Raw genomic sequence first — 16,505 nt, 5'->3', positions numbered from 1 at the left:
ACGTCCTCCCGCGATCTCGGCGGGCGCCCGTGTCCTCATCGCCCCGATCCGGTTCTATCGAGCCTTCATAAGCCCCCTCCTTGGGCCGCGATGCCGCTTCGAACCGTCCTGCAGTGCCTATGGCCTCGAGGCGATCGCCGTACACGGCGCGTTGCGCGGGCTGTGGCTGACCGCCAGGCGAATCGGGCGTTGCCACCCCTTCCACCCGGGAGGTTACGACCCGGTGCCCCCGCGCCCGGTCCGGTCCCACGACGAAACGCAAGGGAGCTAGCTCGGTGGAGCTGACATTCCTGGAACCGCTGTACACCGCCGTAGCGACGGTGATCGCGTGGATTCACGCGGCGTACAGCGTCATCATTCCCCCCGACAACGGGCTGAACTGGGCACTGACCATCATCACGCTCACCGTGCTGATGCGTCTGCTGATCTTCCCGCTCTTCCTCAAGCAGATGCGCTCGTCGAAGAAGATGCAGGAACTTGCCCCCAAGGTGCAAGAGCTGCGCAAGCGGTACAAGAACGACAAGCAGCGCATGAACCAGGAGGTCATGAAGGTCTACCAGGAGGGCGGCGCCAACCCGCTGGGCGGCTGCCTGCCCGTGGTGGCCCAGTTCCCGATCTTCATCTCGGTGTTCACCGTGCTGCGGTCGATCGCGGAGGACAAGGCCGCCCACGGCATGTCGCAGCAGATGGTCGACTCCGCCCGATCGGCCCACATCTTCGGCGCGCCCATCCCGGCGACCTTCTTCACCAGCGGCGCGGAGATCCACGCCCTGGGCGCCGACCCGATCATCACGAAGATCATTCTGGGTATCTTCGTCGCGATCAGCTCCACCACGACCTTCCTCACGGTGCGGCAGAGCGTCACGCGGTCCATGGCGCAGATGCCCGACAACCCCATGGCGCAGCAGCAGAAGATCCTGATGTACATCTCGCCGCTGTTCGCGATCTTCAGCCTCAACTTCGCTCTCGGCCTTATCCTTTACTGGGTCACCACCAACCTGTGGACGCTCGGTCAGCAACACTGGTTCTACAGCCGGCACCCGATGCCGGTGGTGGACGCCAAGGGCAACATGGTGACACCCGAGCCCAAGCCGGGCCTGCTGAGTAAGATCCTTCCGGGGAAGGCCGACGCCAAGGAGCCCGCCGACGCGCCGCCGCCCGCTCCCGAACAGAAGGTCATTCGCCAGCAGCCCACGCGGCAGCCGCGCAGCAAGCGCACAGGTAGCAAGAAGCCGTAGCCGGTTGTGTTGAAGGAGAGTCCGGACGTGACCGAAGTCAACGAGGAGCAGGCCCCGAAGGCCGCGCCCGACATCGCCGCCCTCGAGCAGGAGGGCGAGATCGCGGCCGACTACCTCGAAGGTCTGCTGGACATCGCCGACCTCGACGGCGACATCGACATGGACGTCGAAGGCGACCGTGCCCTCGTGTCGATCGTTGACATCAAGGGCAACGACCTCGTCGGCGCCAACGGCGAGGTGCTGGAAGCGCTGCAGGAGCTCACCCGTCTCGCGGTGCACCGCCGCACGGGCGAGCGCTCGCGCCTGATGCTCGATGTCGCCGGCTATCGGCAGGGCAAGCGCGCCGAGCTGACCAAGCTGGGCGCCAAGGCCGCCGAGGACGTCAAGCGCTCCGGCGAGGCCAAGTCCCTGCAGCCGATGACGCCCTTCGAGCGCAAGATCGTGCACGACGCCGTCGCCGCGGCCGGCCTGCGGAGCGAGTCCGAGGGCGAGGAGCCCGAGCGCTACGTCGTCGTCCTGCCCGCCTGACGGCGGAGGGCGCCCGCGCCTGAGCGGGCGCAGCGGACCGACCGGGGCATCCCGGAAGAGGGCCGCCGATCTTGCGGATCGGCGGCCCTTGGGTTGTCCGGACCCCGCTTGCCCGCGGGAGCCGGGCAACCCGATGCGTCGCTCAAGTTGTATCGCCGGCGGCGGTCGCGCCGCTCCCCCGCCCGGCCCGCCTGCCGAATCCATACGCGAACTTGTACCGCGGCCGCCCGGAGCTTTTCCCCGTCCTGTCCGGCTCCGCCGATCGGGCCCGCGAACCCGCCGATCGGACGCGTCGAGCCGTCGGGGACGTCGGGGACGGCTACCCTTACGCGAAGATATGGTGACCGTTCTAGTTGAGTGAGTGATGGCGGAAAGCGAAGAACTGCCCGACGCGCCCGATGCTGCGCGCGCGGTCTTCACCGGTGAAGCGTGGCCCCGGGCCCGGGCGTTCGCGGAGATGCTGGCCGGCCCCGGCGTCGTGCGAGGGCTGCTCGGCCCCAGAGAGGTCCCGCGCATCTGGGACCGGCACCTGCTCAACTGCGCCGTGGTGGCCGAGGCCGTGCCCGAGGACGCCCGCCTGGTCGACATCGGCTCCGGCGCCGGGCTGCCCGGCATCGTGCTGGCGATCGTGCGTCCCGACGTGACGGTGACGCTCCTGGAACCGCTCCTGCGCAGGACGACGTTCCTGGAGGAGTGCGTGGAGGGGCTGACCCTGGACAATGTGGAAGTAGTGCGCGGGCGTGCCGAGGAACTCGCGGGCAAGCGGGACTTCGACGTGGCCTCCGCCCGCGCCGTCGCGCCGCTCGACCGCCTGCTCGCCTGGTCGCTGCCCCTGCTGCGCGAGGGCGGACAGCTCCTGGCGATGAAGGGGGAGCGGGCCGCCGAGGAACTCGACGCCGCGGCACAGCAATTGCAGGCCTATGGCGTGCATTCCGCCGAGCTTGTCACAGTCGGGCGCGGTAAGGTCGATCCGCCCGCGACTCTTGTCCGGGTGGTCGCCGGACGCTCGCCAGCACGAAGTGCACAGGGTGCGCGGCGCCGACGGAAGAGGTGACGGTTATGCCGGATACGGCAGGCGGCCTTGGATGGCCCGCTGGTCATGTCTCCGCCACGGGCGGAAGGCCCACGGGGCTCGGCTGGCCGACTTCCCCTGATGCCGCCATGCCGGTTGAAAGGACGACGACCGTGTCTCAGCCCCCCCTTAACCCCGGCGATTCGCCGCTGGTCCGAGAGGCGCTCAGCTCAGTGGTTTCACGTGAAACAGCACCATCCGCTCCGGTGGCCGCCGCTTCGATCGGCTACTCGTCCTCCTTGCAGGAGGGCGACTGGCCCCGACCCCCGAAGCCGCGGATCATCACCATCGCCAACCAGAAGGGCGGCGTCGGTAAGACCACGACCGCCGTCAACCTGGCGGCCGGGCTGTCGATGCACGGCCAGCGCGTGCTCGTCGTCGACCTCGACCCCCAGGGCAACGCCTCCACCGCGCTGTCCGTCGAGCACCGCGGCGACATTCCGTCGGTCTACCAGGTGCTGGTCGAGGATCTGCCGCTGGCCGAGATCGTCAGCCCGGTGCCCGACATGCCCAACCTGTACTGCGCGCCGGCCACCATCGGCTTGGCCGGCGCCGAGATCGAGCTGGTCTCGCTGGTCGCCCGGGAGGCGCGGCTCAAGCGCGCGCTGGAGGCGTTCGACGCCGTCGACCTGGACTACATCTTCATCGACTGCCCGCCGTCCCTCGGCCTGCTCACCGTGAACGCCATGGTGGCCGCAGAGGAGGTCATGATCCCCATCCAGTGTGAGTACTACGCGCTGGAAGGCGTCAGCCAGCTGCTGCAGAACGTCGAACTCGTCCGGGTGCACCTGAACCAGAAGCTCAAGGTCTCCACCATCCTGCTCACGATGTACGACGGCCGTACGCGGCTGGCGTCCCAGGTGGCCGACGAGGTGCGTTCCCATTTCGGGGACACGGTGCTCAGCACGGTCATCCCCCGGAGCGTCCGGGTGTCCGAGGCGCCCAGCTACGGCCAGTCCGTGCTCACCTACGACGCCGGCTCCAGCGGTGCCATGGCGTATATGGAAGCGGCACGGGAGATCGCCTTCCGCGCCGCGGCGCTAGCGGGAAGCTGACCCCGTCCGGCAGCGGTACCCTCCTGTGGAGTGTCCTGCGCCGGGTTCCGGTGGTTCGGCCGAGATCGAGTGGAATACGCGGCGACAGAGGCGGTGCCGGTGGTGACCGTCTCCGCGCGGGCGTGGCGTTGGGCGAGGAGGATTCGTGGCTCAGCAGAAGCGTGGTGGACTGGGGAAGGGACTCGGGGCCCTGATCCCCACCGGGCCGATCGTCGAGGCGCCGAGCCGGCCGACGGTGGCGCCCGCGGAGCCCCGGCCGGCCGATGACGGGCCGAAGCCGGTCGCGGGCGCGTACTTCCTAGAGATCCCGGTCAAGTCGATCATCCCGAACGCCCGGCAGCCGAGGGACATCTTCGACGACGATGCTCTGCGCGAGCTGGCCGACTCCATCGGCGAGGTCGGGCTGCTCCAGCCCATCGTGGTGCGCGCGGCGGATGACGATCGTTACGAGCTCATCATGGGCGAGCGACGGTGGCGCGCCTCCAAGCTGCTGGGGATGACGGAGATCCCGGCGATCGTCCGAAGCACCCAGGACGACGAGATGCTCCGCGAGGCGCTCATCGAGAACCTCCAGCGGGAGCAGCTCAACGCGCTGGAGGAGGCCGCCGCGTACCGCCAGTTGCTGGACGACTTCGGCGCCACCCACGAGCAGCTCGCACAGCGGGTCGGGCGCTCTCGATCGCACATCACCAACACCCTGCGTCTGATGAACCTGCCCGCCAACGTCCAGAAGCGGGTGGCCGCCGGGACGATCAGCGCGGGGCACGCGCGGGCGCTGCTCACCCTCAGCGATCCGGCGGCGCAGGAGCACCTGGCCGGCCGCATCGTCGCCGAAGGGCTCTCCGTGCGCACCGTGGAGGAGATCGTCTCGATGGGGGAGGCGACCGCCGCTCCCGCTCCCCGTGCCCGCCGTGTCAAGGACGCCCCCGAGCCCGTCCTCACCAACCTCGCCCACCGGCTCTCCGACCACTTCGAGACCCGCGTCAAGGTCGACCTCGGCCGGCACAAGGGGCGCATCGTCGTCGAGTTCGCCACCATGGACGACCTCGAACGCATCATCGGCGCCATGGTCCCGGAAGCCGCCACCGCCATCCACGCCGCCGAAGACTGACCCTTCTGGGGTAACCCGTCCCGCGCTTGGCTCCCACCCATGACCATGCATCCCGAACCGGCTCGAGTGATCCTGCCTGCCCTCCTGGATGCCGCCAGGAGGCGCAGTCTATTTCGGTGGGCGTGGTTTCACGTGAAACGGCGGGATCTCTTCGCCTGGCTCGCGCGTTCCTCGTTCAGTGCCTATCCGTGTCCGACCGGTGTTTCACGTGAAACCGCGTATCGTCCGGGCGGGATTCCCATCCTCGTCGGCCGTGGGGACGATGGGTGCCGGACTCCTCTGACGCGGAACGTTCGCGGTGATATGGCTGCGCGAACTCGCCTGTTGGCGCCGATGCGGCGTGACTCTGGTCGGCTCGGCGCCGATGGTGTCCGCCCTGCGGCCGACCAGGACCTCTACCTAGCCGACGTCCCCTGCTTCCATCCCACTTGTTCCTGCTGAGGGCTTATCAAGTCAGGAACCGCCCCGCGACCGCAGGAGCGACCGGCCCCACTCACTCGGCATGCGGGTGGGTGGGCCGGCGCAGCCTGCTGGCTTCTCATCAAGCCGCTTGCCGGGATGTGCCACCCACGGTTCTCCGTACGGTCCTCCACCGCCCCAAGTTGGTGACGTAGACCGGGTGGGTACCCATGTCGGTCCACCTGCCAGCTTGCGGGGTGGGTCTAGCGACTCTGCGGGCGCGGCTCAGCCGAATCGAGTGATCGCCGCGTGGGGTTCGTTCCGTTCGGGCCTGGCTGCCCCCGCAGCCGTCCTTGCAGCACTCACGTCAGGCGCGGACTTCGGTGCAACCTCCCCGTCGCCACCCCATGTCGGTGGTGGACGGCCGGCCCGCGCTCCACACGCCCAGTCGTCACCCATTGTCGGTGGGTCGACCTGGTGGGCAGCCGTGCCGGTCCACCAACCCGCACGCATGCCGAGATGGACCACGCCATGGCCCTTCGCACGATCGCCCACCACCACCCGGTGTGCCGGTGACGTACGACAGGGCAGCGATGTCCGGCTCGCCCACCGGCTGGTGAGGTGGACCCATCAAATGCTCAGGTGACGGCTCAGTCGGTTTGCGGTGGCTTCGTCTCCGTCGGCCCTTCGGTGTCAACGGCCCCGTGGGGTGGCGACGTACGTCTCGGCGCGGATCTTCCTGCGGTCCCCCACTTCGCCCGCCCTCTCACGGCACCCGGCCATAACGGAGTCCCCAGGGGAAGCGGGCAGGCGTCCAGCACGCCCGCCCGCTGGACTCATCAGTCACCGATACGCGAGAGAGGGAAGAGCTGGAAATTTGCGGTGGCGGGTCGGCTCGTCACACGCTCCGCTGGGCCATGTTTCACGTGAAACGGCGCGGGCGGCGGCAGGGGAGTGGAACGGGAGGAAGGGGGTCAGGAGGACAGGGATCAGGAGGTCATGGACTTGAGGGTCTGCCGGATGTCGGCCACGAAGGTGTCGACATCTTCGGCGGAGGTGTCGAAGGCCGTCATCCAGCGCACGATTCCGAGCGAGGCGTCCCACACGTGGAACAGGTATCGCGCCTGGAGTTCGGCGATGGCCTCGGTCGGCAGGGCGGCGAAGACGGCGTTGGACTCGACCGGCCACGTGATGTCCAGGCCGGGGAGGCCGGCGACACCATCGGCCAACCGGCGCGCCATCGCGTTGGCGTGCTCGGCGTTGCGCCGCCACAGCTCCTCGGTCAGCAGCGCGGAGACCTGGGCGGAGACGAAGCGCATCTTGGAGGCGAGCTGGAGCGTCTGCCGCCGCAGGTACGGCCCTGCCTCCGCGAGGTCGGGACGCAGGACGATCACGGCTTCGCCCACGAGGGCGCCGTTCTTGCTGGCGCCGAAGCTGACGACGTCCACCCCGGCGTCGGTGGTGAGCGCCCGCAGTGAACAGCCGAGGTGGGCGGCGGCGTTGGCCAGGCGGGCGCCGTCCATGTGGAGCAGCATGCCGTTGTCGTGAGCCGTCGCGGCGATCGCCGCGACCTCGTCGGTGGTGTAGCAGGTGCCGAGCTCGGTCACCTGGGAGATGGACACCACGCTCGGCTGGACCTCGCTGATGTTGCCCCGGCCGCCGAGCCGGGCGGTGATGTCCCCCGGAGTCAGCTTCCCGTCGCGTGTCGGGACGGTGACGAGCTTCACCCCGAGCACCCGCTCGCTCGCCCCCGTCTCGTGGGTGGCGATGTGCGCGGTCTCGGGGCAGACGATCGCCTCGTACCGGCGTCCCAGCATCATGCTCAGCGACAGCATGTTGGCCCCGGTGCCGTTCAGCACGACGAGGCTGGTGGCCTGCTCGCCGAATTCGGAGCGCACCTGCCCGGCCAGGGAGGCGGTCCAGTCGTCGTCGCCGTACGCGGGGGCGTCGCCGGTGTTGGCGGCGGCCACGGCCGCGAGGACGGCCGGGTGCGCCCCGGCGTGGTTGTCGCTCGCGAAGCTCTTGGAGTGAAGCTGTTCGATCACGACCGCAAGGCTACGCCCGCGCCCCGCTGACCTGCGGACCGGTACGCCACCAGAACGAACTCGACGGGCTCGTCATGGCCGCCTGTGCGCCACCGCTCCGATCACCTGTGGCAGGTACGCCACCGAAACGCGCTCGGCGGCTTCGTCATGGCCGCCTGTACGCCCGCGCCCCGCTGACCTGCGGACCGGTACGCCACCAGAACGCGCTCGGCGGGTTCGTCATGGCTGTCTGAACGCCACCGCTCCGATCACCTGCGGCGGGTACGCCACCAGGACAAGCTCGGCGGGGTCGTCATCGCCGCCTGTACGCTCCCGCTCCGCTCGTCTGCGGACCGGTAGAGCCCATCGGGACCCGCTCAGCGGGATCGTCGGATGGCTGCCTGGAGGAGACCGTGGCAGATGGCGCTGAGGTCCTGGCCGGCGGCTTCCACGGCCATCGGCAGCAGGGACGTCTCGGTCATCCCGGGGGCGACGTTGACCTCGAGGAAGTGCGGCTGCCCGGTGGCGTCGACGATGAGGTCGGTGCGGGACAGGTCGCGCAGCCCGAGGGCGGTGTGCGCGGTGACGGCCAGTTGGGCGCACGCTTCGGCGACCTCCGGCCGGAGCCGCGCGGGGGCGAAGAACTCGGTGCGGCCGGCCGTGTAACGCGCCGAGTAGTCGTACACGCCCTCGTCGGCGACGATCTCCACCGGCGGCAGGGCGGTGGGCCCGTCGCCGAGGTCGACCACCGAGACCGCGACCTCGACCCCCTCGATGTACTGCTCGATGAGCGCGGTGTCGCCGTAGGCGAAGCAGCCGACCATGGCCGCGGGCAGCTCGTCGGCCTTGCGGACGATGGAGCCGCCCAGCGCCGACCCGCCGTGCGACGGCTTGACGAACAGCGGCAGCCCGAGCCGTTCGATGATGCGCCCGAGCACGGCCGAGGCGCCCAGGTCGTGGAAGGTCTCCTTGGGGAGCACGACCGCGTCGGGTGTGCGGACACCGACCGAGCGGACCATCGTCTTGGCCGTGGGCTTGTCGAAGGCGATGCGACAGGCCTGCGGCCCGGCGCCGACGTAGGGCAGGTCGAGCAGTTCGAGCACCGACCGGATGGCGCCGTCCTCACCGCTCCCGCCGTGGAGCGTCACGAAGACCACGTCGGGCGGATCGGCCAGGACGGAGGGCACCAGGCTCGCGTCGGTGTCCCGTGTCTCGACGTCGACCCCGGCCGCACGAAGCACCTCGCTCACGCGGCGGCCCGAGCGCAGCGAGACCTCGCGCTCGTAGGACAGTCCGCCTGCCAGCACCAGCACATGGCCGAGATCGCTCATCAAGGACCTTTCTTACCGCTCGCACTTTCCAGGGGCAGGCGCCGCCGGGGGAGCGGGCGCCTGCCGCACGTCATCTTCAGGCTAGGTCCGGCCCGGGGGTGTCGACCCCACCGTGGACGGGAGCGGAGCCGGTGCCGAACGTGTCGCGCATGAGCAGTTCCTGCTGGATCACCCCTGTGAGCCTGCGGACGCCCTCGCGGATGCGGTCGGGCTCGGGGTAGCAGTACGACAGGCGCATGTGCCGCGCGCCTGAGCCGTCGGAGTAGAACCCCGTGCCGGGCACGAACGCCACGCGCTCGGCGACGGCGCGGGGCAGGATGGCCTTGGAGTCGAGCCCTTCGGGAAGGGTCATCCAGACGAAGAACCCGCCGGCGGGCCGCGTCCACACGCAGCCGGGGGGCATCAGGGCGTCCATCGCGCCGAGCAGGGCGTCGCGCCGCTCGCGGTAGAGCTCGCGGAATGCTTTGATCTGCTCGCGCCATGGCTGGGTCGCGAGGTACTGCCCCACGGTGAGCTGGGTGAAGGTGGAGTGCGACAGCACGGCCGACTCCAGGGCGAGCACCAGCTTGTCGCGCACGGCGTGCGGGGCCAGGGCCCAGCCGACGCGGAAGCCGGGGGCGAGCGTCTTGGAGAACGACCCGAGATAGACCACGCCTTCGGGATCGTCCGCGCGCAATGCGCGCATCGGCTCGCCGTCGAAGCCCAGCAGGCCGTACGGGTTGTCCTCGACGACCAGCACACCGGCCCGCCGGCAGATCTCCAGCACCTGGCGGCGGCGCGACGCGCTGAGCGTGACACCGGCCGGGTTCTGGAAGGTCGGCACGGTGTAGAGGAACTTGATGCGACGGCCCTGCCGAGACAGTGCGTCGATCGTCTCGGCGAGCGCGGCGGGGTCGAGGCCCTCGTCGTCCATGGTCACGTGGACCACCGACGCCTGGTAGGCCGCGAACGTGCCCAGGGCGCCTACGTAGGAGGGGCCCTCGGCGAGGACCACGTCGCCGGGGTCGATGAAGATACGGGTGATCAGGTCGAGGGCCTGCTGGGAGCCGACGGTGACGACGACGTCGTCCGGGCCGGCCTCGATGCCCTCCAGGCGCATGACCTCGCAGATCTGCTCACGCAGGTGCGGGTCGCCCTGGGCGGAGCCGTACTGCAGGGCCACGGTGCCGCGGTGGGCCACCAGGTCGGCGACGATCTCGCCGACGGTGTCGAGGGGGAGGGCCGTGACGTACGGCATGCCGCCGGCCAGCGAGACCACCTCGGGCCTCGATGCGACGGCGAAAAGAGCTCGGATCTCGGAGGCCACCATGCCGGTAGCCCGTGCGGCGTACCGATCGATGTAGGCGTCGATGCGCGACCCGTGGGCCGCGGTCCTCCGACCGTGATCCTGCTCTTCCGTCACGGTCCACCTCCTAGGGCATAGCCGAGCTAGGTTCATTGCGGAGTGACCAGCCTACGGCAGGCATCCTCGAAACCCTTCCGTATTTCTTCACTTCACCGGCACTAGGGACATTTCTCCGCCGATTTCTGGGGTGGACATTGAGGCCGCGGAGTAGGTCGCCTCGTCGTCGCCCCGCACACCCCTGGAGTCCTCCGCCGAGGGGCCGGAGGAAACGCGCGCGGCGGTCCGCGGAGCTTTCGCGGCGCCCGGGGACGGCGTCCGCCCTGCTCGGCGCCCGCGGCGGCGACAGGCCGCGCGGGCCCGGCTCGCAGGACCGGCGTATCCCGCTTTCACTCGGCTACCATGCCACTTTGGAGACGCCGTAAATTCGTGCGCATTTCCGCCCACACTCGCGTCGTCTCGCAACGATTGGGGGCCTCGAGGTGTCGCGTCGGCTGGTGAACGTCACGCTGGACAACCTTGATGATCTGCCGCGCCGCTGCCGACGGTGCGTCTTCTGGGAGCTCGACCCGGTCAGCGGCGAGCGGGCCCAGCTAACCGGCGATCCGGGGCTGGAGAAGGAGGCGTGGATCTCCGCGACCCTGCTCGAGTGGGGCAGCTGCGGCAAGATCTGCTATGTCGACGGTGTGCCGGCCGGTTTCGTGCTCTACGCGCCCCCGCTCTACGTCCCTCGCTCGGTGGCCTTCCCCACCTCGCCGGTCAGCGCGGACGCCGTCCTGCTGATGACCGCGCACATCATCCCCGAGTTCTCCGGGGGTGGGCTCGGCCGCATGCTGATCCAGGGCGTGGCCAAGGACCTGACGCGGCGCGGCGTCCGGGCGATCGAAGCCTTCGGCGACCTCAAATGGGAGCAGCCCGGCTGCGTCATGCCCGCCGATTACCTGCTCGCGGTCGGGTTCAAGACCGTCCGGCCGCATCTGCGCTTCCCGCGGCTGCGGCTGGAGCTCAAGACCGCGGCGTCGTGGCGTGAGGACGTCGAGGTGGCACTGGAGCGTCTCCTGGGGTCCATGACTCCTGAACGGGCGCTACGCCCCGTCTGAGGCGATCTGAGCCCCGCGCTGCCCTACGCACCACGCCTCCCACGGCTCCCATGCCTCCCACGCACCACGGCTCCAACGCACCACCGCCCCATGCATCACAGCTCCCTGTGCACAGCAGCTCCCTGTGCACAGCAGCTCCCTGTGCACCACAGCTCCCTGCGCACCACAGCTCCCTGCGCACCACCGGCCCGACCGCACCCCGGCCCCTGCGCACAACAAGAGCCACCCGCATGGACGGACCCCAAAACCATACGGAGCTTCCGGTACGAACAGAGCCCCCCGCGCCGATGGGCGAGGAGGGCTCTGCTGGGTGGGGTGCCGCCCGGAAGGAGGCGGCGGGGTGGTACGGCTCGCACGGTTGCGGACGGCACGAGCCGCAGGAGCGCCTAGATGACGCCGTCGAGCTCGCGGAGCAGCATGGCCTTCGGCTTGGCGCCGATGATCTGCTTCACGACCTCTCCACCCTTGTAGACGTTCAGCGTCGGGATCTGGAGTACGCCGTAGTCGCGGGGAGTCGCCGGGTTCTCGTCAATGTTGATCTTGACGATGGTCAGCTTGTCGGCGTGCTCGGCGGCGATCTCCTGAAGGACGGGCGCGACCTGGCGGCACGGGGCACACCATTCGGCCCAGAAGTCCACGAGCACCGGCTTGTCGCTCTTGAGCACCTCGGCCTCGAAGGTGGCGTCGGTTACGGACTTGATGTCGCCCACGGTGTTCTCCCCTTAACTGGTGGCGGTGGCGGTGGCGGTGGCGGTTGCGTTGTCCGCGAGCCAGCGTTCGGCGTCGATCGCCGCCGAACAGCCGGTGCCCGCGGCGGTGATGGCCTGGCGGTAGGTGTGGTCGACGACGTCGCCGCAGGCGAAGACGCCGTCCAGGTTGGTCCTGGTGCTCTGCCCCTCGACCTTGATGTAGCCCTCGTCGTCCAGTTTGAGCTGGCCCTTGAACAGGGCGCTGCGCGGGTCGTGCCCGATGGCGACGAACAGGCCGCCGACGGCCAGCTCGGTCTGCTCGCCGGTGTTCACGTTGCGGACGACGACGCCGCTGACCCGGTTCTCGCCGATGATGTCGACGACCTGGCTGTCCCAGAGGAAGCGGATCTTCTCGTTCGCGAAGGCGCGGTCCTGCATGATCTTGCTGGCGCGCAGCTCGGAACGGCGGTGGATCACCGTGACCGTCCGGGCGAACCGGCTGAGGAAGGTGGCCTCCTCCATGGCGGTGTCGCCGCCGCCCACGACCACGATGTCCTGGTCGCGGAAGAAGAAGCCGTCACAGGTGGCACACCAGGAGACGCCGCGCCCGGACAGCCGCTTCTCGTTGGGCAGGCCCAGCTCGCGGTACCCCGAACCGGTGGCGACGATGACGGTCTTGGCCAGATAGGTCTCGGTGGGCGTCTTGACCACCTTGGGCGTCTGGGTCAGATCGACCTCGACGACGTCGTCCGCGACCAACTCGGCGCCGAAGCGCTCGGCCTGCTTGCGGAAGTTGTCCATCAGGTCCGGGCCGAGGATGCCGTCCGGGAAGCCGGGGAAGTTCTCCACGTCGGTGGTGTTCATGAGCGCGCCACCAGCGGTGACCGAGCCCTCGAACACGAGGGGGTTGAGATCCGCGCGTGCCGCGTAGACCGCGGCCGTGTAGCCGGCCGGGCCCGACCCGATGATGATGACGTTACGGACGTCGCTCACGCCTCTCGCCTTTCTGCGCATGGTGGTCCCGGCGCGTCGCCGGTGTGCGTCGCCGCACGCTGCCCGGCTCTGGTTACCCGTTGGTGGATGCAGTGGCGTCAACAGATCCTAGGCGTCCGGGATTCCCGTCCCAGGAAAGCCGCGCCTTCCACAAGAAGAAGTCCTCCGCGGAACCCGCGGAGGACTTCTCACGACTCCGGATCGCGAACAGGCGGGCGCCCGCTCGCGAGCGGCCCTACTGCCAGCGGCTCACCGACGGCGGCCGCATGTTGCGGCAGTTGTCGTCCACGACGTACACCCAGACGGCGTTGTGCAGGCGGTTCTTCCAGAAAGCCATCACCGTGGCCTCGCTGCCCTCGTAGAAGGCCTGGTCGACGCCGATCGGGTTGGGATTCTTGCGCAGGCCGAGCTGGTCGCCCACCTGCTCGGAGATGCGGGTGATGCACCGCATCACCGCGGGATCGCTCGACTCGTCGCCGGTCGAGCCGGGGCCGTAGGCGCCGACGTAGGTGTTCAGCGGCCCCCTGAGCACCGTGTCGGAGTAGTTGAAGTCGCTGCTGGCGATCACGTACTTCCGGCCGGGATGGGTCGGGCCCGTGGTCGAGACGTTCTTCGACGGCTCCGCGCTGGGCGCGGCGGTCGTGGGAACCGGCAGGGCGATGGAACCGTTGCCGGCCCCTCCGTCGGTGCCCGTGGCCGACAGCAGGCCCGCCGACACCCCGGCGACGCCGATGACCACCGCGGCCGCCGCGCTCGCCATCGCGGGCAGTTGCCAGGAACGCCGCCGGGACGCCCTGCGGCGCCTGGCGGGGACGACCGTGCCGTCATCGGCCACGACGCCGAGGCGCACGACCTCCTGCGGCTCTGGGACCTGCGGCGCCGAGGGCCTTGGCGGCTCCTCCACGGCGGCCACCACGGGCACGGCCCGCAACGGCGGCTCACCGACCGTCGAGGGCGGCTCCGGCGCGGTCTCCCATGGGGAATCCGGCATGGCCTCCCAGGGGGAGTCGGCCATGATGCGATCCCAGTCGGGCGCCTCGTCGAGCTTGAGCCCGCCACCGGACCGCCTGGTCTCGGCCTCGGCGCCTAGTGCCTTGTCGATGCGGAGCGCGACGCCCATGGGCATCGCGGGCACCGGCACTCCCGCGAGCATTTCGCGGACCGCCGCCAGGTCGGCAAGGCTTTCCCCGCAGGGATCGCACACCGCGAGATGCTCGCGGACCTGCACGGCCGTGGCGCCGTCGAGAAGACCTTCTGCCAGCTCGGCGAGGATCTCCATATCGTAGTGCGTATCACCCGTCACGAAGTTGTGCTCCCTTCGCGGATGAGACGCGGGTTAGGTCCGATCGGTTCCGCAGATGGGAAAGAATCGGGGCAAGTTTGGCGCGGCCCCGCGCGCAGCGGCTCTTGACGGTGCCGGTCGGCACGCCCAGCACCTGGGCTGCGTCCTCGACCGAATATCCCATCATGTCGACCAGCACCAGCGCCGCGCGCTGGTCGGCCGGCAGGAGCTTGAGCGCGGCCGTGACCTCCATGGAGACGTCGCGGTCCCCTGTCTGGTCGGGCATCGGAGTGTCCCGCTCGGCCGCCTCGACGAGCTCGTCGTCGGCGACCGGCCGGATGGACTTGCGGCGCATGCGGTCGAGGCAGGCGTTCACGACGATGCGGTGGAGCCAGGTGGTCACGGCCGCTTCGCCGCGGAAGCTGTCGGCCTTGCGGTAGGCGGAGACGAAGGCGTCCTGCACGGCGTCGGCGGCCTCGTCGGGGTCACCGAGCGTACGCAGGGCCACCGCCCACATGCGGTCGCGATGGCGCCGGACGATTTCGCTGAAGGCGTGTGGATCGCCGCCGATATGGCTCGTCAGCAGGTCGGCGTCGGACAACGCGGACCGTGCGGCGTGCTGAGTAGCCGCCGGCGGGCTATCGGGAGGAGGGTTCACAACGCGTGTCCTGTTATGCCGATCCGGGAGAGTGCACCACTACGTCATAGATGGTGCCACGAAACTTCCCCTCAAAGGCCGGAAGGCGCGTAAACCAGATCAAAACGTACCGGCCGGTCGCCGCCTTCTCCGGTGTGAGGGTCACCGTGCCGGAGACGTTCTCCTGCTTGGCGGCTGTTTTCAGCGCCCCGAGATCGGCCGAGTCGCCGACCCGCAGCTCGATGCTGGACCCGGGCGTGTCGCCCAGTGAGACCACCACATCGGCGATCGGCGTCGGCTTGCCCAGCTCGACGAGCAGGCCGACGCCCTTCTTCAGCCCGCCGAGGTCGGCGCTGTTGTACTTGTCGGTGTGCCACTCGGTCGACGGTTTGCCGTCGATGGCCAGGGGGGCCCACTCGGGATGCTCGGAACGGTCGCTGCCCAGCGGGTCGAACCCGTTGGCGCTCGCCGGCCGCACTGTTGTGATCTTGGGCTGGGACGCCTGCGAAGGAGAGGCGGACGCGGAGGGCGCTGTAGGGCGCTTGCCGAGGCTCTGCCCCAAGGTCCACGCGCCGACGCCGACGGCCACGATGACCAGCAGGACCACGACCGTGATCACGACGCGCCCCGCGACCCCGCCGGAACGGCGCGGCATGGGCGCCATGGGCGGGCGCTGGTGCGCGGTGGTGTGCGACTGGCGGGGCGGCTCGGTGTCGGGCGGGGCCTCCGAGCGCAGGGTCACCGCGGGAGGCGTCGCCGAGACCGGCACGGGCGCGGGCCGCGGCACCTCGGCGAGCGCCTCGGCCACCTGGGCCGGGGTCGCCAGCGCGGGCAGCCCCCGCCGCGGCTCCTGCATCAGGGCGCGGCAGGTGATCGCGTCGAGGAAGCCGGGGACGCCGGCCGTGACCTGGCGCGGCGTGCAGACCTTGCCGTCGTCCATCGGCGCGGGCGGCAGGTCGACGTCGCCGTCACCCGGCCAGGTTCCCGTCAGCGCGGTGTACAGCAGGCGGCCGAGCCCCTGGGCGTCCTCACGGGCGGCGCTGTCGCTCTCGATGTCGCTGAGGGAGGCGTCGACGGCCAGTCCGAGCAGCTTGACCGTGCTGCCGGCCGTCCAGATGAGACGGTCGGGGGTCAGGCACAGGTGGGCCAGGCCCGCCTCGTGGGCGTGCGCCACCGCCTCGGCGGCCTCGGCCACCAGCGCGGCGGCCCGCTCGGGCGCCATGGGCCCGGAGGAGACCATGTCGGTCAGGGACTCGCCGGTGACCCACTCGCTCACCACGTACGCCTGGCCGTTCTCCTCGGCGGCGTCGAAGACCTGCGTCAGCCGGGGGTCGGTCAGGCGGCTGGCCCTGCGGGCGGCGGTGACGACCTCGGACACGCGGTCGAAGTCGGGGTCCAGCGTGAGGACGCAGACGGGCCGCGCGAGCACCTCGTCGATGGCCTTCCACAACGTGGCGCCACCCGACTCGCTGACGCGGTCTTCCAGGCGGAACCGGTCGGCCAGTCGGCCGCCGGGCTCCACGGCCGGGGCGCTCATGAGGTGATCCTCTCCCTGGTCGCGGGCGATGTCCGTGCGAATGCCCCCACGCCCCTCCTGCTCCTCGTCAGCCGGCGGCGCACGATCGTCACCGTGCGCCGGGCACCATCGTAGTCCGGCGCGGGTCTCGTCCGTGTTGCCCTTTGAACACGGGCGAACCGGACTTC

15 protein-coding genes are annotated in these 16,505 nt (G+C 70.0%); 7 read left to right on the top strand and 8 right to left on the bottom strand.

What is annotated here, in order from left to right; translation table 11 throughout:
- Positions 1 to 13: 13 nt before the first annotated feature.
- The 6 genes from yidD to ABZT47_RS35475 all read left to right on the top strand — a co-directional run bounded on the left by yidD (position 14) and on the right by ABZT47_RS35475 (position 5,004).
- The gene (gene yidD / locus ABZT47_RS35500) at positions 14 to 271 is read left to right on the top strand and encodes a membrane protein insertion efficiency factor YidD (protein ID WP_354852243.1); all 258 of its coding nucleotides are present in this window, start codon (positions 14 to 16) and stop codon (positions 269 to 271) included.
- Positions 272 to 275: 4 nt separating this feature from the next.
- Complete coding sequence (yidC, locus tag ABZT47_RS35495) at positions 276 to 1,238, top strand: membrane protein insertase YidC (RefSeq protein WP_354852140.1); 963 nt, start codon at positions 276 to 278, stop codon at positions 1,236 to 1,238.
- 27 nt (positions 1,239 to 1,265) lie between these two features.
- Positions 1,266 to 1,766 (top strand): R3H domain-containing nucleic acid-binding protein, encoded by a 501-nt coding sequence (locus tag ABZT47_RS35490; RefSeq protein WP_354852138.1) that lies wholly within the window; start codon positions 1,266 to 1,268, stop codon positions 1,764 to 1,766.
- A gap of 364 nt (positions 1,767 to 2,130) precedes the next feature.
- Complete coding sequence (rsmG, locus tag ABZT47_RS35485) at positions 2,131 to 2,820, top strand: 16S rRNA (guanine(527)-N(7))-methyltransferase RsmG (RefSeq protein WP_354852136.1); 690 nt, start codon at positions 2,131 to 2,133, stop codon at positions 2,818 to 2,820.
- Positions 2,821 to 3,044: 224 nt separating this feature from the next.
- Complete coding sequence (locus tag ABZT47_RS35480; protein ID WP_354852134.1) at positions 3,045 to 3,893, top strand: ParA family protein; 849 nt, start codon at positions 3,045 to 3,047, stop codon at positions 3,891 to 3,893.
- A 145-nt stretch (positions 3,894 to 4,038) separates the two neighbouring features.
- Positions 4,039 to 5,004 carry a ParB/RepB/Spo0J family partition protein gene (locus ABZT47_RS35475; RefSeq protein ID WP_354852132.1) on the top strand — a complete coding sequence of 322 codons (966 nt, stop codon included), beginning with the start codon at positions 4,039 to 4,041 and terminating at the stop codon, positions 5,002 to 5,004.
- A 1,388-nt stretch (positions 5,005 to 6,392) separates the two neighbouring features.
- On the opposite strand, the gene ABZT47_RS35470 is transcribed toward ABZT47_RS35475, so the two are convergent.
- From ABZT47_RS35470 to ABZT47_RS35460, 3 genes are all read right to left on the bottom strand, one after another.
- On the bottom strand, positions 6,393 to 7,448 hold the full coding sequence (locus ABZT47_RS35470) for an aminotransferase class V-fold PLP-dependent enzyme (RefSeq protein WP_354852130.1): 1,056 nt from the start codon (positions 7,446 to 7,448) through the stop codon (positions 6,393 to 6,395).
- Between the two features lie 356 nt (positions 7,449 to 7,804).
- Positions 7,805 to 8,758 (bottom strand): D-alanine--D-alanine ligase, encoded by a 954-nt coding sequence (locus tag ABZT47_RS35465; RefSeq protein WP_354852128.1) that lies wholly within the window; start codon positions 8,756 to 8,758, stop codon positions 7,805 to 7,807.
- 76 nt (positions 8,759 to 8,834) lie between these two features.
- Positions 8,835 to 10,067 (bottom strand): PLP-dependent aminotransferase family protein, encoded by a 1,233-nt coding sequence (locus ABZT47_RS35460; protein WP_354852241.1) that lies wholly within the window; start codon positions 10,065 to 10,067, stop codon positions 8,835 to 8,837.
- Between the two features lie 515 nt (positions 10,068 to 10,582).
- Between ABZT47_RS35460 and ABZT47_RS35455 the strand changes: the two genes are divergently transcribed.
- Positions 10,583 to 11,200 carry a GNAT family N-acetyltransferase gene (locus ABZT47_RS35455; protein ID WP_354852126.1) on the top strand — a complete coding sequence of 206 codons (618 nt, stop codon included), beginning with the start codon at positions 10,583 to 10,585 and terminating at the stop codon, positions 11,198 to 11,200.
- Between the two features lie 386 nt (positions 11,201 to 11,586).
- Here the strand turns inward: ABZT47_RS35455 and trxA are convergent, their stop codons facing one another.
- The 5 genes from trxA to ABZT47_RS35430 all read right to left on the bottom strand — a co-directional run bounded on the left by trxA (position 11,587) and on the right by ABZT47_RS35430 (position 16,338).
- Entirely contained in the window at positions 11,587 to 11,910 is a 324-nt protein-coding gene (gene trxA / locus ABZT47_RS35450; protein ID WP_354852124.1) for a thioredoxin, read from the bottom strand.
- Positions 11,911 to 11,922: 12 nt separating this feature from the next.
- Positions 11,923 to 12,882, bottom strand: coding sequence for a thioredoxin-disulfide reductase (trxB, locus tag ABZT47_RS35445; RefSeq protein WP_354852122.1), 960 nt, complete (start codon positions 12,880 to 12,882; stop codon positions 11,923 to 11,925).
- 235 nt (positions 12,883 to 13,117) lie between these two features.
- Positions 13,118 to 14,185 (bottom strand): zf-HC2 domain-containing protein, encoded by a 1,068-nt coding sequence (locus ABZT47_RS35440; protein WP_354852121.1) that lies wholly within the window; start codon positions 14,183 to 14,185, stop codon positions 13,118 to 13,120.
- The gene (gene sigM, locus ABZT47_RS35435; RefSeq protein ID WP_354852120.1) at positions 14,175 to 14,822 is read right to left on the bottom strand and encodes an RNA polymerase sigma factor SigM; all 648 of its coding nucleotides are present in this window, start codon (positions 14,820 to 14,822) and stop codon (positions 14,175 to 14,177) included. Before sigM ends, ABZT47_RS35440 begins: the two co-directional genes overlap by 11 nt.
- 13 nt (positions 14,823 to 14,835) lie before the next feature.
- On the bottom strand, positions 14,836 to 16,338 hold the full coding sequence (locus tag ABZT47_RS35430) for a protein kinase family protein (protein ID WP_354852118.1): 1,503 nt from the start codon (positions 16,336 to 16,338) through the stop codon (positions 14,836 to 14,838).
- Between the last annotated feature and the right edge of the window lie 167 nt (positions 16,339 to 16,505).

The organism is Sphaerisporangium sp. NPDC005289 (assembly GCF_040607455.1).
Lineage (GTDB): Bacteria > Actinomycetota > Actinomycetes > Streptosporangiales > Streptosporangiaceae > Sphaerisporangium > Sphaerisporangium rhizosphaerae.
This window is presented reverse-complemented; position numbering and strand designations above follow the sequence as displayed.

Bases quoted from the DNA above. Each gene is read 5' to 3' on its own strand.
- ABZT47_RS35460 (WP_354852241.1), bottom strand. From the start codon at position 10,067: ATGGTGGCCTCCGAGATCCGAGCTCTTTTCGCCGTCGCATCGAGGCCC.
- ABZT47_RS35465 (WP_354852128.1), bottom strand. From the start codon at position 8,758: ATGAGCGATCTCGGCCATGTGCTGGTGCTGGCAGGCGGACTGTCCTAC.
- ABZT47_RS35430 (WP_354852118.1), bottom strand. From the start codon at position 16,338: ATGAGCGCCCCGGCCGTGGAGCCCGGCGGCCGACTGGCCGACCGGTTC.
- rsmG (WP_354852136.1), top strand. From the start codon at position 2,131: ATGGCGGAAAGCGAAGAACTGCCCGACGCGCCCGATGCTGCGCGCGCG.